Source organism: Microbacterium sp. TPD7012, assembly GCF_003075395.1.
Taxonomy (GTDB): domain Bacteria; phylum Actinomycetota; class Actinomycetes; order Actinomycetales; family Microbacteriaceae; genus Microbacterium.
The window spans coordinates 258448-271792 of record NZ_QDFV01000004.1; the positions used below are offsets into that span (position 1 = coordinate 258448).

13 protein-coding genes are annotated in these 13345 nt (G+C 70.0%); 10 read left to right on the plus strand and 3 right to left on the minus strand.

Going from position 1 to position 13345, the window contains the following annotated elements:
• Nucleotides 1–92: 92 nt before the first annotated feature.
• From DC434_RS12660 to DC434_RS12670, 3 genes are read left to right on the plus strand one after another with little or no spacing between them, the layout of a single operon-like run.
• On the plus strand, nt 93–443 hold the full coding sequence (locus tag DC434_RS12660) for a PLD nuclease N-terminal domain-containing protein (protein WP_116635658.1): 351 nt from the start codon (nt 93–95) through the stop codon (nt 441–443).
• Nucleotides 440–2107, plus strand: a complete 1668-nt coding sequence (gene menD / locus DC434_RS12665; RefSeq protein WP_116635659.1) for a 2-succinyl-5-enolpyruvyl-6-hydroxy-3-cyclohexene-1-carboxylic-acid synthase — start codon at nt 440–442, stop codon at nt 2105–2107. Before DC434_RS12660 ends, menD begins: the two co-directional genes overlap by 4 nt.
• 16 nt (nt 2108–2123) lie before the next feature.
• Nucleotides 2124–2966, plus strand: a complete 843-nt coding sequence (locus DC434_RS12670) for a polyphosphate kinase 2 family protein (RefSeq protein ID WP_116635660.1) — start codon at nt 2124–2126, stop codon at nt 2964–2966.
• Between the two features lie 47 nt (nt 2967–3013).
• Here the strand turns inward: DC434_RS12670 and DC434_RS12675 are convergent, their stop codons facing one another.
• On the minus strand, nt 3014–4264 hold the full coding sequence (locus DC434_RS12675) for an isochorismate synthase (RefSeq protein ID WP_116635661.1): 1251 nt from the start codon (nt 4262–4264) through the stop codon (nt 3014–3016).
• A 55-nt stretch (nt 4265–4319) separates the two neighbouring features.
• Between DC434_RS12675 and DC434_RS12680 the strand changes: the two genes are divergently transcribed.
• The 6 genes from DC434_RS12680 (at nt 4320) to DC434_RS12705 (ending at nt 10304) form a co-directional block, all read left to right on the plus strand.
• On the plus strand, nt 4320–4883 hold the full coding sequence (locus DC434_RS12680) for a DUF402 domain-containing protein (RefSeq protein WP_116635662.1): 564 nt from the start codon (nt 4320–4322) through the stop codon (nt 4881–4883).
• Complete coding sequence (locus DC434_RS12685; protein ID WP_116635663.1) at nt 4880–5599, plus strand: class I SAM-dependent methyltransferase; 720 nt, start codon at nt 4880–4882, stop codon at nt 5597–5599. Before DC434_RS12680 ends, DC434_RS12685 begins: the two co-directional genes overlap by 4 nt.
• A gap of 47 nt (nt 5600–5646) precedes the next feature.
• Nucleotides 5647–6708 carry a polyprenyl synthetase family protein gene (locus DC434_RS12690; RefSeq protein WP_116635664.1) on the plus strand — a complete coding sequence of 354 codons (1062 nt, stop codon included), beginning with the start codon at nt 5647–5649 and terminating at the stop codon, nt 6706–6708.
• Nucleotides 6709–6769: 61 nt separating this feature from the next.
• A complete protein-coding gene (locus DC434_RS12695) occupies nt 6770–8143 on the plus strand; it encodes an FAD-dependent oxidoreductase (RefSeq protein ID WP_116635665.1) in 1374 nt (457 codons plus the stop codon).
• A 64-nt stretch (nt 8144–8207) separates the two neighbouring features.
• On the plus strand, nt 8208–9245 hold the full coding sequence (locus DC434_RS12700) for a hypothetical protein (protein ID WP_116635666.1): 1038 nt from the start codon (nt 8208–8210) through the stop codon (nt 9243–9245).
• Nucleotides 9246–9281: 36 nt separating this feature from the next.
• The gene (locus tag DC434_RS12705) at nt 9282–10304 is read left to right on the plus strand and encodes an alpha/beta hydrolase (RefSeq protein ID WP_116635667.1); all 1023 of its coding nucleotides are present in this window, start codon (nt 9282–9284) and stop codon (nt 10302–10304) included.
• Here DC434_RS12705 and DC434_RS12710 read toward each other — a convergent pair.
• The gene (locus tag DC434_RS12710; RefSeq protein WP_243408920.1) at nt 10295–10918 is read right to left on the minus strand and encodes a GntR family transcriptional regulator; all 624 of its coding nucleotides are present in this window, start codon (nt 10916–10918) and stop codon (nt 10295–10297) included. The genes DC434_RS12705 and DC434_RS12710 overlap by 10 nt on opposite strands.
• A gap of 478 nt (nt 10919–11396) precedes the next feature.
• Complete coding sequence (locus DC434_RS12715) at nt 11397–11885, minus strand: YajQ family cyclic di-GMP-binding protein (RefSeq protein ID WP_116635669.1); 489 nt, start codon at nt 11883–11885, stop codon at nt 11397–11399.
• Nucleotides 11886–12072: 187 nt separating this feature from the next.
• Between DC434_RS12715 and DC434_RS12720 the strand changes: the two genes are divergently transcribed.
• Entirely contained in the window at nt 12073–13281 is a 1209-nt protein-coding gene (locus DC434_RS12720; RefSeq protein WP_116635670.1) for a maltose ABC transporter substrate-binding protein, read from the plus strand.
• Nucleotides 13282–13345: the final 64 nt, after the last annotated feature.

Below are 13345 nucleotides of genomic sequence, written 5' to 3' on the forward strand. Positions count from 1 at the left end.
CATGCACCCGCCCGCGGCGGGACGGAACGGGTACTTCCGGTGAGCGCCCGGCCCCGGGGCCGGGCGCCTGCCGACGCGCCTACACTGTAAGGGTGGCGAGACTACTGATCGTCGGGGGCTTCCTGGCCGCCGTGTTCTGGGTGTTCAGCATCGTCGACTGCGCTGTGCAGCCGGCGACGCGGCACCGTGGTGTGCCCAAGGCCGCCTGGATCGCCATCGTGGTGCTGATCCCCGTCATCGGCGGCATCCTCTGGTTCACGATCGGCCGCCGTCGCGCGAACGATCAGGGCCAGCGTCGTGTGCTCGCACCCGACGACGACCCCACGTTCCTCCAGAGCATCGGCAAGACCGAGCAGGATGCCCGCATCAAGCGCCTCGAAGAGGAGCTCGCCCGCCTCGACGAGGAGACCGACGAGCCTCCCGCCGCGGATCCGCGCCCGTGACCTCATCGCCGGCGACCGATGCTGCGGCATCGCTGCTCGCCGATCTCGTCGCGCACGGCGTGCGCGACGTCGTGCTCTCGCCGGGTTCCCGGTCGCAGGCGCTCGCGCTCGCGGCGGTGCGCGTCGCCGACGAGGGGCTCCTGCGGGTGCACGTGCGCATCGACGAGCGCGTGGCCGGATTCACCGCGCTCGGAATCAGTCGTGAGACGGGCGTGCCCGCGGCTGTGCTGTGCACGTCGGGCACGGCCGTCGCCAATCTGCTCCCGGCGACGATGGAAGCCTTCCACTCCGGGGTGCCACTGCTGCTGCTGACGGCCGACCGCCCGCCCGAGCTCCGGGGCATCGGGGCGAATCAGGCGACCCGGCAGGATGGACTCTTCCAGCGCTGGGTGCGCGACCAGATCGACGCGCCCGTCCCCGGCGACGGTGACTGGTCGGGCCTTGCCGCACGCGCGGTCGCGGCGGCGATGGGCGGCTCGGACTCCCCGCCCGGTCTCCCCGGTGTCGCCGGACCCGTGCATCTGAACCTGCCGTCCCGCGAGCCGCTCTCCGGGCTGCCACCGGAGCTCTCGATCGTCTCCGGCGACGCCCCTCGCCCCATCCCCGCCGAGTCCTTCGTGCTCGAGCGCGGACCTCGCACCGTGGTCGTCGCGGGCGCCGACGCGGGAGCCGCCGCCGAGGAGATCGCGCACGCCGGCAGCTGGCCCCTGATCGCCGAGATCGTCAGCGGATCCCGCTTCGGCCGCCAGCTCGTCCACGGCTACCGGGCGCTCCTGCGGCGCGACGACCTCGGCGGCCGCATCGAGCGGGTGGTCGTCCTGGGCCATCCGACGCTGAGCCGCGAGGTGACCGCGCTCCTGTCGCGGGACGGCGTCGATGTCGTCGCCGTGCGCCGGGGTGGCGAGGAGCTCAACCTCAACGGCCGCACCCTCGCCGTCGGTGCCGTCGCCGTCGCGGACGGCGACGCCGACCGCGCCTGGCTCGGAGAATGGCTCGCGGCCTCCGCGGCCGAAGTCGTCGACCTGAGCGAGCATGCCCCGGATCCCGAGGGGCTCGCCTCGAAGGACTTCGCCGCCCGCCGCGAGGCCGTCAAGGCCGAGCTCGACGCCGTCCGCCGTCCTCTCGACCGGGAGCTCCTCGTCGACGCCGTGTGGCGGGCGACATGGCCGCACGATCGGCTGATGTTCGGATCGTCGCGGCTCGTGCGCGTCGCAGACGCGGTGCTCGCCGGCAAGAAGGTCCCGGTGCACGCCAACCGCGGGCTGGCCGGCATCGACGGCACGATCGCCACCGCCACGGGCATCGCCCTCGCCAGCCAGGCCGCCGGCGCCCCGGGGATCACCCGCGTGCTGCTCGGCGACCTCGCCTTCCTGCACGATGTCGGCGCGCTGCTGCTCCCTCCCGACGAGACCGAACCCCGGCTGCAGGTGATCGTGGGCAACGACGGCGGCGGCACGATCTTCGATGCGCTCGAGGTCGCGGCATCCGCCCGTCCGAACGATCTCGACCGGGCCTTCTACACGCCGCACACCGTGCGGCTCGAGCACCTCGCACTCGCCTACGGCTGGGAGTACCAGCGGGTGACGACGCGCACTGCGCTCGACCAGGCGCTCACCTCGCCACGCGGCGGTCGTCAGATCATCGAGGTCCCGCTGGCCCGCTGACTGGCAGGATGTGCGTATGAACGCGCACACCTGGACGAACCTGCTGCGAGTCGGCGACGGTTTCCGCCTCGCTGACGTGGATCCCGACAGCAAGCCCGGCTACGACGAGGGCAAGGCGCAGGGGGCGAAGGATCTCGCCGCCGGGCTCGTGCGACTCAACGACCTGCAGGAGAGGCTCTTCGCCGAGAGCCGGGTCGGCACAGCCCAGGACTCCGTGCTCCTGGTGCTGCAGGCCATGGACTCGGCAGGCAAGGGCGGGATCGTGCGGCACGTCGTCGGTGGCGTCGACCCGCAGGGCGTCTCGCTCGCGGCCTTCAAGGCGCCGTCGGCCGAGGAGCGCTCGCACGACTTCCTCTGGCGCATCGAGAAGCGCCTGCCGGAGCCCGGATTCATCGGCGTCTTCGACCGGTCCCACTACGAGGACGTGCTGATCGGACGCGTGCGCCAGCTCGCGGACGGGCCCGAGATCGAGCGCCGCTACGCCGCGATCAACGAGTTCGAGGCACGGGTCGCGGCGTCCGGCACCCGCATCGTCAAGGTCATGCTGCACATCTCACCCGAGGAGCAGAAGGCCCGGCTGATGGAGCGCCTCGAACGACCGGACAAGCACTGGAAGTACAACCCGGGCGATGTGGACGAGCGACTGCTGTGGCCGAAGTACATGGAGGCCTACCAGACCGTTCTCGACCGCACGTCCACCGAGGCCGCACCCTGGTACGTCGTTCCGGCGAACTCCAAGTGGTTCGCGCGTCTGGCTGTGCAGGAGCTGCTGCTCGCGGCTCTCGAGGACATCGATCCGCAATGGCCGGGCGCCGACTTCGACGTCGAGGCGGAGAAGAAGCGCCTCGCCGCGAGCTGACCCCTACCGGTCGTTGAGCGAGGAGCGCAGCGACGAGACGAAACGCGTCAGGCGAGGGCGTCGACCAGCGGGCGGAACTTGACCCTGGTCTCGAGCAGCTCCGACTCCGGGTCGGAACCGGCGACGATGCCCGCGCCCGCATAGGCGGTCACCCGGATGTCGTCGGCGGCCGCGGTGAACTGGGCGCAGCGCAGCGCGATCGCCCACTCGCCGTTGCCCGCGGCATCCACCCACCCCACCGGCCCCGCATAGCGGCCGCGGTCGAAGGGCTCGAGGTCGCGGATCGCGGCGATCGCGGCCGCCGTCGGCGTCCCGGCGACCGCCGCGGTCGGATGCAGCGCCCGCACGAGATCGAGCGCCGACTCGCCGTTTCCGAGCTCGCCCTCGACGTCGGTCGCCAGGTGGAACAGATTCGGCAGCTTGAGCAGGAACGGCTGCTCGCTCGCAGCGAGCGCCCGTGTGTGCGGGCGGAGCGAGGCGAGCACGCTCTGCACGGCGTACTGGTGCTCGTCGAGATCCTTCGTGCTCGAGGCGAGATGAGCGGATGCCGCGGTGTCGGCATCCGCGTCGGCCCCGCGCCCGATCGTGCCGGCGAGGACCCGGGCCGTGACGGTGCCGTTCTGCACGGTCACCAGCGTCTCGGGGCTCGCGCCGATCAGCCCGTCGACCGCGAACGCCCAGGTGTCGGGGTAGCCCGTCGACAGGGCGCGGACCAGGCGGCGCAGATCGGAGCCGGCCGGGATGCTGCCGGTGAGGTCTCGGGCCAGCACGACCTTGCTCAGCTCGCCGCCGGCGATGCGCGCGAGCGCGGCGCGGACGGAGTCCTGGTAGCCCTGCGGGCTCTGCGCACCGGGGCCGACAGTGCCCGCCCAGTGGGGTCCGTACGGGTGGGTGGCGAACTCCTCGTCGGGATCCGATGCTCCGGCGACGCGGATGCGGGTCTCCCAGAACCGGTCGCCGTGGCGACCGAGCACCTTCGTGGGCACCACGAGCACGCTGTCGGCGGCCGACTCCTCATCGAAGGCGAAGGCGCCGAAGGCCACCAGCCCCGTGCCGGGGAGGCCGACGGCGTCATCGATCTCCGCCTGGGCGGCCATGCCGCGCCAAAACGTGGCGAGGGCTGCGCCGCGCGGCTCGTCTCCGGCGGGCGGGCGGATCGCGGCGAGGGGCTCGCCGACCGACACGATGCCATCGCCGCGGCGCAGCCAGGCGAGCGGGTGGGCGGGATCCGCGTAGGCCAGGAGGTCCTCGACCGGGTCGATCTCGCGGGTCTCCACGACCAGGTGGGTGGTGTGCACGTCTCCAGCCTATGCCGCGCGGATGACCGGAACCGCGCCGTCGTAGGGTGGGCGCATGAGCGATGCACGTCCTGCCACAGGTGCCGAGATGATCTTCCAGTGGCGAAAGTGGAACGGTGCGCCGCACTGGCGCCACGAGTGCGTGTACCTCGGCTCAGACGAGTGGGGCGACTGGATCGGGCAGCCGGTCGGGTGGAGCAGCGCCCGTCCCGGCGCGCAGTTCGTCGCCGCCGGCCCGAACGTCACGCTCGTGCCGCGGCAGACCGACTTCGCGCTCACGGTCAACCGCGATCACCCGAACGGCATGCGCATCTACATCGACCTCGGATGGGATGTCCGGTGGTCGGCGGAGCCGCTTCTCGCGACCGGCATCGACATGGACCTCGATGTCGTGCGCGTCGAGGGCGAGCGTGGCACCTGGGTCGACGATCGCGACGAGTGGGCGGAGCACAGCCTGCAGTACGGGTACCCGGCGGAGATCATGACACGGCTCGAGGCGCTCGCGCTCGATCTCGAAGAGCGGGTCCGCGCGCAGATCGCGCCGTTCGACGATGCCACCGCCGATGCCTGGCTCGATCGCCTCGAAGCCCTGGACCTCGCGCCTAGACTGAACGCGTGACCCCGAACGAGAAGAACCGCGCCGATCTCGGCAAGGACCCCGCCCGCGTCAGCGGCATGTTCGACCAGGTCGCCGCCGGCTACGACCGCACCAACACGGCGATGACCTTCGGCAACGACGCGCTCTGGCGCGCGGCGACGACGAGGGCTGTGGCGCCGAAGCCGGGGGAGCGCATCCTCGACCTCGGGGCGGGCACCGCATCGTCGTCGGCATCCCTCGCCCGCAGCGGCGCAGAGGTGGTCGCCGCCGACTTCTCACCGGGGATGCTGGCCGAGGGACAGCGCCGACACGGCGCGATGCGCAACCTCTCCTTCGTGCAGGCCGACGCGACCGACCTTCCCTTCGCGGATGCCGAGTTCGACGCGGTCACGATGTCGTACGCCCTGCGCAACGTCAGCGATCCGAAGAAGGCGCTCCGCGAGCTGCTCCGCGTGACGAAGCCGGGAGGCCGCCTCGTCATCAACGAGTTCTCCACGCCTCCGGGCAAGCTCTTCCGCGGCGCCTACCGGTTCTACAACGACCAGGTGCTGCCCCGGGTCGCCCGTGTCGCGGGGACGAACGGCGACGCCTACGACTACCTCAACGAGTCCATCCGGGAGTGGCCCGACCAGAAGAAGCTCTCCGCCTGGATCCGCGAGGCGGGCTGGGCCGAGGTGGCCTATCGCAACCTCTCCTTCGGCATCGTGGCCCTCCACAGAGCGCGCAAGCCCGAGTGAGAATCCCGGGCGCAAACCGCCGCACCCGACGAAGGTAGGCTGGGACCGTGACTTCGAGCCCCATCGCCCCGGGTTCGCGACTGGCGAGCCGTCTCGGCTTCAGCGATCGCGTCTTCATCGGCCCCGCCGCCCGCCGCGTCGCGCGCGCCATCGAAGACGGTCTGGAGCGCGTCGAGACCGGACTCGCCGAAGACGTGCGCGTCGCCGATCCGCTCGCCGACGCCGCCAGCCGCTATCTCTACGAGGCCGGTGGCAAGCGCATCCGTCCCGTGCTGACCCTTCTCGCCGCGCAGCTCGGCGACGGCAACACCGACGAGGTGATCGACGTCGCCAAGGCGCTCGAGATCACGCATCTCGGCTCGCTGTACCACGACGACGTCATGGACGGCGCCGATCGCCGCCGCGGGGTCCCCGCCGCGCATGCGGTCTGGGGCAACAGCATCGCGATCCTCACCGGCGACATCCTGTTCTCCCGCGCCAGCCAGCTCATGTCGCGACTGGGCGAGCGCGCCATCCGTCTCCAGGCCGACACGTTCGAACGACTCGTGCTCGGCCAGATGCACGAGACCATCGGCGCGCAGCCCGACGACGATCCGATCCAGTTCTACATCCAGGTGCTCGCCGACAAGACGGGTTCGCTGATCGCCGCCGCGACGCAGGGCGGCGTGATCTTCTCGAACGCTCCCGTGGAGTACGAAGAGCCGATGCGCGTCTACGGTGAGAAGATCGGCGTCGCTTTCCAGCTCATGGACGACGTGATCGACCTCTCGGCGAAGCCCGAGGACACCGGCAAGGTCCCGGGCACCGATCTGCGTGCCGGCGTGCCCACCATGCCGTACCTGCTGCTCAAGGCCGAGACGGACGCGACATCGATCGACCTCGGCGCGCGTATCGATGCCGGTGTGGCGCTCATCGCCGACGGCGCCGATCCGGCGATCCTCGACGGACCGCTCGACGAGCTGCGCGATCACGCCGTGACGACGAAGACCCTGGAACTCGCCCACGCCTGGACGCAGGACGCGATCGACGCGCTCGGACCGCTCCCGCGCGGCACGGTGCGTGAGGCGCTGACCCGATTCGCAGAGACCCTCGCCGATCGCTCCAGCTGAATCCGGCGATGCGACCCACGCGGTCGCACGACGGGCGCGACGGCACACGAAAGGACCTCCTATGACCAAGCTCAGACTGGCCATCGTCGGTGCGGGCCCCGCAGGCATCTACGCCGCGGACATCCTGCTGAAGGCCGAGCGCAAGTTCGACGTCTCCATCGACCTGTTCGAGCAGCTTCCGGCGCCCTACGGCCTCGTCCGCTACGGCGTCGCCCCCGATCACCCCCGCATCAAGGGCATCATCACGGCCCTCCGCGATGTGCTCGACCGCGGCGACATCCGCCTGTTCGGGAACGTCCGCTTCGGCGAGGACATCACGCTCGAAGACCTCAAGCACCACTACAACGCCGTGATCTTCGCGACCGGCGCCATCCGGGACACGTCGATGGACATCCCCGGTGTCGACGCCGTCGCCTCCTACGGCGCCGCCGACTACGTCAGCTGGTTCGACGGCCACCCCGACGTGCCGCGCGAGTGGCCGCTGGATGCCGAATCGGTCGCCGTGATCGGCAACGGCAACGTGGCGCTCGACGTCGCGCGGATGCTGGCCAAGCATGCCGAGGATCTGCTCGTCACCGAGGTCCCGGCGAACGTCTACGAGGGCCTGCAGGCGAGCGCGGTCACCGACGTGCACGTGTTCGGGCGCCGCGGCCCCGCGCAGGTGAAGTTCACGCCGCTGGAGCTGCGCGAGCTCGGCGAGCTCCGCGACGTCGACATGGTCGTCTACGACGAGGACTTCGACTACGACGACGCCTCCAAGGAGGCGGTCGCCAGCAACAAGCAGGTCATGGTCATCGACCGCGTCCTGCAGTCGTGGCGCAAGCGCGACTCGGTGAACAACGCGGGCGGCACCGCATCGCGACGCCTGCACCTGCACTTCTGGGCGCGGCCCGTCGAGGTCCGCAAGGACGAGAGCGGCCGCGTGGCGGCGCTCGTGTACGAGCGCACCCAGCCGGACGGCGAGGGCGGCGCGGTCGGCACCGGTGAGCTGCGCGAGGTCCCGATCCAGGCGCTGTACCGCGCGATCGGCTACTTCGGCTCGCCGCTGCCCGGAGTGCCGTTCGACAAGAAGCACGGCGTGATCCCGAACCGCGAGGGGCAGGTGCTCGCGAAGGACTCCAACCAGCGCGTGCCCGGCATCTACGCGACGGGCTGGATCAAGCGCGGACCGGTCGGCCTGATCGGTCACACCAAGTCCGACGCCATGGAGACCGTCCGGCATATCATCAACGACCAGGGGTCGTGGTGGCAGCCGGAGGACCCCTCGGAGGAGTCGATCCCCGCTCTCCTGCAGGAGCGCGGCGTGAAGTGGACCGACCTCGAGGGATGGCACCGCCTGGACGAGCACGAGATCGGTCTCGGCGCACCGCACGAGCGCGCTCGCGTGAAGGTCGTCCCGCGCGACGAGATGGTGCGGGTCTCGCGCGGCGAGTAGCACCGTCATCCGATCGTTGCGAGCCGATCCCCTCGTGTCGGGGCTGTCCTCCTAGGCTGAGAGCATGCGACGGCGACCTCTCCTCATCCTCGGCGCGGTGGCGCTGCTCCTCGTGTCGGGATGTGCACCGACGCCGGAGCCTACTCCCACGGCATCCGTGGACCCGTCGCCCAGCCCGACACCGACGCCGACCTCGGATCCGATCGTCGCGCCGACGCCCGCGTTCGACGTGACGTGCGACGACGTCGCGGCGGAGATGTCCGCTCTCGTCGGCGCGCCGGCGGGGGCGGTGGAGGAGACCCTCTCGCGCGTCTCGATGCCCAACTGGTACCCCGGACCCGCGCTGTACGCGTTCCAGCGCGCCGGCGGCATCGCCTGCTCGACGGGAGACGACTCGCGCAGCTGGGAGGTCACGGTCGTTCCCCGGGCGCAGACCGTGATCACGGGTGCGGAGTCCCGTGGCGGATGGTGGGGCGAGGAGTCGCGCTGCGAGGACAACGGGATCTGCGTCTTCCAGGTGCTCGACGGAGACGTGCTCGTCTCCGCTCAGATGATGGAGCCGGAGGTCGGCTCCGGCGATGCCGCGCGCATCGACGAGGGCCTTCGCCGCATCGCCGCCGCGGCCGTCGCGACGAGCAAGGATGTCGAGCTCGCCCCCAGCGACATCGTCGGCGTGGAGTGCGCGCAGTTCCTGACCAAGGACGAACTCGCCGAGGAACTCGGCACAGAGGTGTTCCTCATCGACTCCTTCGGGGGCTGGGGCATCCCGTCGGAGGTCTACCAGGCCGTCAACGGCTCGCGCATCTGCTACTACGCCTCCGGCGAGAGCGAGTACGAGTCGCAGGGATACCTGACGATCACCACGCTCCCCGGCGGCGCGTGGGCCTTCGAGCTGATCGAGGGCGGCACGGCCGTCGAGATCGAGGGAGCGGATGCCGCGCTCCGCGGCGTCGACGAGTTCGATCGCCCCGTCCTCGATGTGCGCGTCGGTTCCGATTGGATCCGCCTCACCACCTTCGAGGGCTCCGGGATCTCCGACCTGACGAAGGTCGCCGAGCACGTCGTGCAGAACTTCACGGTCGGGCGTCCGGCGCCGCAGTAGCGTCCTCGGCTAGCCTGGCCGCAGGGGGTGGAGCGCATGGCCGACTGGATCGCAGACGTTCTCGGCGAGGAGTTCGAGCAGCTCACCCTCGAGCTCGGCGACGACGACCAGGGACCGGTCGTGGCGACTCTCGTGCGGGCGCTGCCGCCCGCGCAGGGGTGGTGGGATCGGCTGCGGGGGAGGCGCCCCCTGCTGGATGACGTCGACGTGCTGTATGTGCACGGGTGGTCCGACTACTTCTTCCAGAAGCGCCTCGCCCGGTTCTGGACGGCGAGGGGAGCGCGCTTCTTCGCGCTCGACCTGCGCAAGTACGGTCGCAGTCTCCGCGACGGCCAGACGCCGGGCTACGTCGCCGATCTCGCGACCTACGACGAGGACATCGCTGCAGCGCTCGATGCGATGGGTCACGCGATCGACGGGAGCGACAGCCGACGGCTCGTGCTCCTCGGTCACTCGACGGGCGGACTGACCCTGAGCCTGTGGGCATCGCGTCATCCGGATGCCGCGGACGCGGTGATCCTGAACAGCCCGTGGCTGGAGTTCCAGATCGCCCCGGTGCGTGCGGCGATCGCGCCGATGGTCGAGCTGCAGGCACGGCTCCGTCCGCGGGAGGTGGCCCCTCAGGTCGATCTGGGCTTCTACTCGAGGGCGCAGCAGGAGGTCGCCGATCCGGACGATCCCATGGAGGTGAATCCGCTCTGGCGCCCCACCCAGACGATGGCGGTGTACGCCGGCTGGCTGCACGCGATCCTCTCCGGCCATCGCACCGTCGCGTCGGGACTCTCGATCCCCGTTCCGGTGTGCGTGCTCCTCTCGGCCCGTTCGGCCGTGCCCACCCGCTGGTCGGACGAGCTCACCGCGGCCGACTCCGTGCTGGTGGTCGACGACATCGCGCGCGCGGCCCTGCGCCTCGGATCGTCCGTGACCGTCGAGCGGATCGACGGGGCGCTGCACGACGTCTTCCTCTCACGGCGCGAGGCGAGGGAAGACGCCTATCGGCGCCTCGAGCGCTGGGTCACCGGCTGGCAGGCGTCCGGCGGAGCGCTCGTTCAGAGGTAGTGCATCGCCCGGGTGAGGCGCTCCGCCTCATCCCCGTCGCCGCGGAGGACGGCGTCATGGAACTCGACGTAGACCTGCAGCATCCGCTCCCGGTCGTCGACGGGCACGGTCCAGTGACGGAGATTGCGCAGGAGCGCGACCGTCGTCTCCTCGATGACCGTGCAGTGTTGGGCGTTCTGGCTGTGCGCGCCGAGGTAGGCGAACACGTCCCAGCGTGTGTCGGTGGTCAGCGTGCTGTCATGGAGCGAGTCGTACATCGCCTCCACGAGTCCGGCGACATGCGCGCGCTGCGCGGCGCTGAGCTGCGGGACGGCGAGGCGGGCGGCGATACCCGCCTGGTACCCCGCGAAGGCGAGCGACTGTGCCACGGTGTCGGTCGTGACCTCGGTGACCTCGGTGTACCGACTCGGGTACATCGTCACCATCCCCAGGCGCTCCAGGCGCTGCAGCGCTTCCCGCACCGGCGTCCGGGAGACGTGCATCCGCTCGGCCACGTCGAGATCGCGGATGCGCTGCCCCGGGGCCAGTGTGCCCTCGACGATCTGCCGGCCGATGTGCTGGAAGACCTCCTCCGCCAGCAGTTGCTTGTTCTCGCCCACGTTCTTCGTTCCCATGCTGCCCATGGACCCCCGCCCCCAATTGCTCTTCCTTCTCCTGCTACGTGATGCGCCCGGGTGGGCCTCTCATCACAGATCGCGCAGGATGCCAACACACTACGCGCATAAGTCCTCGCGCACGGAACATGACGCACGGGCGCCACGGCGGCTCGCGAGGACGCTGACGGAGTTCTCTGCGGCCGACGGACGCGGAGCGCCCGCCGGCCGCATCCGACGCGGTCGCGCGGAACCGCCGCGAACCCCGTCCCCACGGGGGGAGGCCCGCGATTCCGAGAGCGCGGGGCCGTTCGACGACAGTACGTCACGCGGCTGGCGCGTCGTGGGTCGCATCGAGAAGCGACCCCTCTCAGTCTCAGGCACGCATTCCGATATATCGGTATGCGATCCGGATATGACGAAACGATTCATCCGATGCCACGGCATCCGATGAATCGTCTCGTCGCGCTGCACCCGGGCGTCGCGCCCGGCGAGAGGGTCAGCGGTAGTTGATGAACTGCAGGTCGACCTCGAGGTCGGAGCCCTTGAGCAGGCTGATCACGGTCTGGAGGTCGTCACGGCTCTTGGACTGCACGCGCAGCTCGTCGCCCTGGATCTGGCTCTTCACGCCCTTCGGACCCTCGTCGCGGATGATCTTGTTGATCTTCTTCGCGTTCTCGGAGGAGATGCCGTCCTTGAGGCTCGAGACGATGCGGAACTCCTTGCCGCTCGCGAAGGGCTCCCCGGCGTCGAGGCTCTTCAGAGAGATCCCGCGCTTGATGAGCTTGGACTGGAACACGTCGAGCACGGCCTTCGCGCGCTCCTCGGAGTTGGCGATGATGAGGATCTGCTCGCCGCTCCACGCGATGGATGCCCCGGTGCCCTTGAAGTCGTAGCGCTGCTCGACCTCCTTGCGGGCCTGGTTGAGAGCGTTCTCGGCCTCCTGGTGATCCACTTTCGAGACGATGTCAAAGGAACTGTCAGCCATAGGAGAAGTGTATCGAGACTGCGGTTTGTGCGAGCTCGTGGAAGCGTTTTCATCTCTTCTTCCGCCACGAGGCCGGGTCACAGGTTGATATCAACGCCTTCTTGCATTGTGAATCCACTCGATCTCGATGCATACTGTAAGCGCTTGCAGTACTGCAGGCCATCAGCACCGAGAGAGGCACACACCAATGAAGGTGAACAAGAGGGGCATCGTCGCCGCGGGCGCGATCGCCATCGTTTCGACTCTGACGCTCGCCGGCTGCGCCACGGGGACCAGCGGCGACGACTCGTCCGGCGGCGACAAGGGCAGCGCGCTGACCGTGTGGGTCGACGCGGAGCGCGTCGACGCGCTGCAGGGCGCCGCGGACTCGTACGAGGAGAAGACCGGCGTCAAGGTCGAGCTCGTCGGCAAGTCCGTCGACGACATGAAGGACGACTTCATCCAGCAGGTGCCGACCGGAAAGGGCCCTGACGTCGTCATGGGCGCGCACGACTGGCTCGGCGAGCTCTCCACGAACGGCGTCGTCGCGCCGCTCGAGCTCGGCGACAGCTCCGCCGACTACCTGCCGGTCGCACTTCAGGCCGCCACCTATGACGGCACCGTCTACATGCTCCCGTACGCGGTCGAGAACATCGCCGTGCTGCGCAACGCCGACCTCGTTCCCGCGGCAGCCACCAGCTTCGACGACATGATCGCCAAGGGCGCGTTCGTGGTGGAGCAGGGCGCCGAGGGCAACCCGTACCACCTCTACCCGTTCCAGACCGCCTTCGGCGCTCCGGTCTTCGGCACCGACGAGTCGGGCAGCTACGACCCGACCGACCTGCAGCTCGGCAGCGCAGGCGGCACGGCATTCGCCGACTGGCTCGCCGCGCAGGGGGCCGCGGGCACGCTGAACACCGACATCGACGGCGAGATCGCCAAGCAGCAGTTCCTCGACGGCACCGCGGCCTTCTGGCTGACCGGCCCGTGGAACGTCGGGGCGGCCGTCGACGCCGGCATCAACGTCGCGATCGACCCCGTTCCCAGCCCCACGGGTGAGACGGCCTCGCCGTTCGCCGGTGTGAAGGGGTTCTTCGTGAGCTCCGAGTCGAAGAACAAGGTCGCGGCCAACGACTTCCTCGTGAACTACATCGGCACGGAGGAGGTTCAGCTCGCGCTGTTCGAGGCCGGCAACATCCTGCCCGCGCTCACCGCTGCAGCCGACTCCGCGGCATCCGATCCGATCATCGCCGGCTTCCAGGCCGTCGGTGCCGACGCCGTCCCGATGCCGGCCATCCCGGCCATGGGCTCGGTCTGGCAGTTCTGGGGCGTCGCCGAGGCGGCCATCATCAATGGCGAGGACCCGGCGACGACGTGGCAGAAGCTCGTCGACGACGTGACCGCCGCGATCAAGTAACCGCTGGAAACCGACTCTGCCGGGGCGGGCGTCCTTCGCCCGCCCCGGCAGGATCATGACGAGG

Bases quoted from the DNA above. Each gene is read 5' to 3' on its own strand.
- DC434_RS12700 (WP_116635666.1), top strand. From the start codon at position 8,208: ATGCGACGGCGACCTCTCCTCATCCTCGGCGCGGTGGCGCTGCTCCTC.
- DC434_RS12680 (WP_116635662.1), top strand. From the start codon at position 4,320: ATGAGCGATGCACGTCCTGCCACAGGTGCCGAGATGATCTTCCAGTGG.
- DC434_RS12720 (WP_116635670.1), top strand. From the start codon at position 12,073: ATGAAGGTGAACAAGAGGGGCATCGTCGCCGCGGGCGCGATCGCCATC.
- DC434_RS12670 (WP_116635660.1), top strand. From the start codon at position 2,124: ATGAACGCGCACACCTGGACGAACCTGCTGCGAGTCGGCGACGGTTTC.
- DC434_RS12695 (WP_116635665.1), top strand. From the start codon at position 6,770: ATGACCAAGCTCAGACTGGCCATCGTCGGTGCGGGCCCCGCAGGCATC.
- DC434_RS12715 (WP_116635669.1), bottom strand. From the start codon at position 11,885: ATGGCTGACAGTTCCTTTGACATCGTCTCGAAAGTGGATCACCAGGAG.
- DC434_RS12710 (WP_243408920.1), bottom strand. From the start codon at position 10,918: ATGGGAACGAAGAACGTGGGCGAGAACAAGCAACTGCTGGCGGAGGAG.
- DC434_RS12705 (WP_116635667.1), top strand. From the start codon at position 9,282: ATGGCCGACTGGATCGCAGACGTTCTCGGCGAGGAGTTCGAGCAGCTC.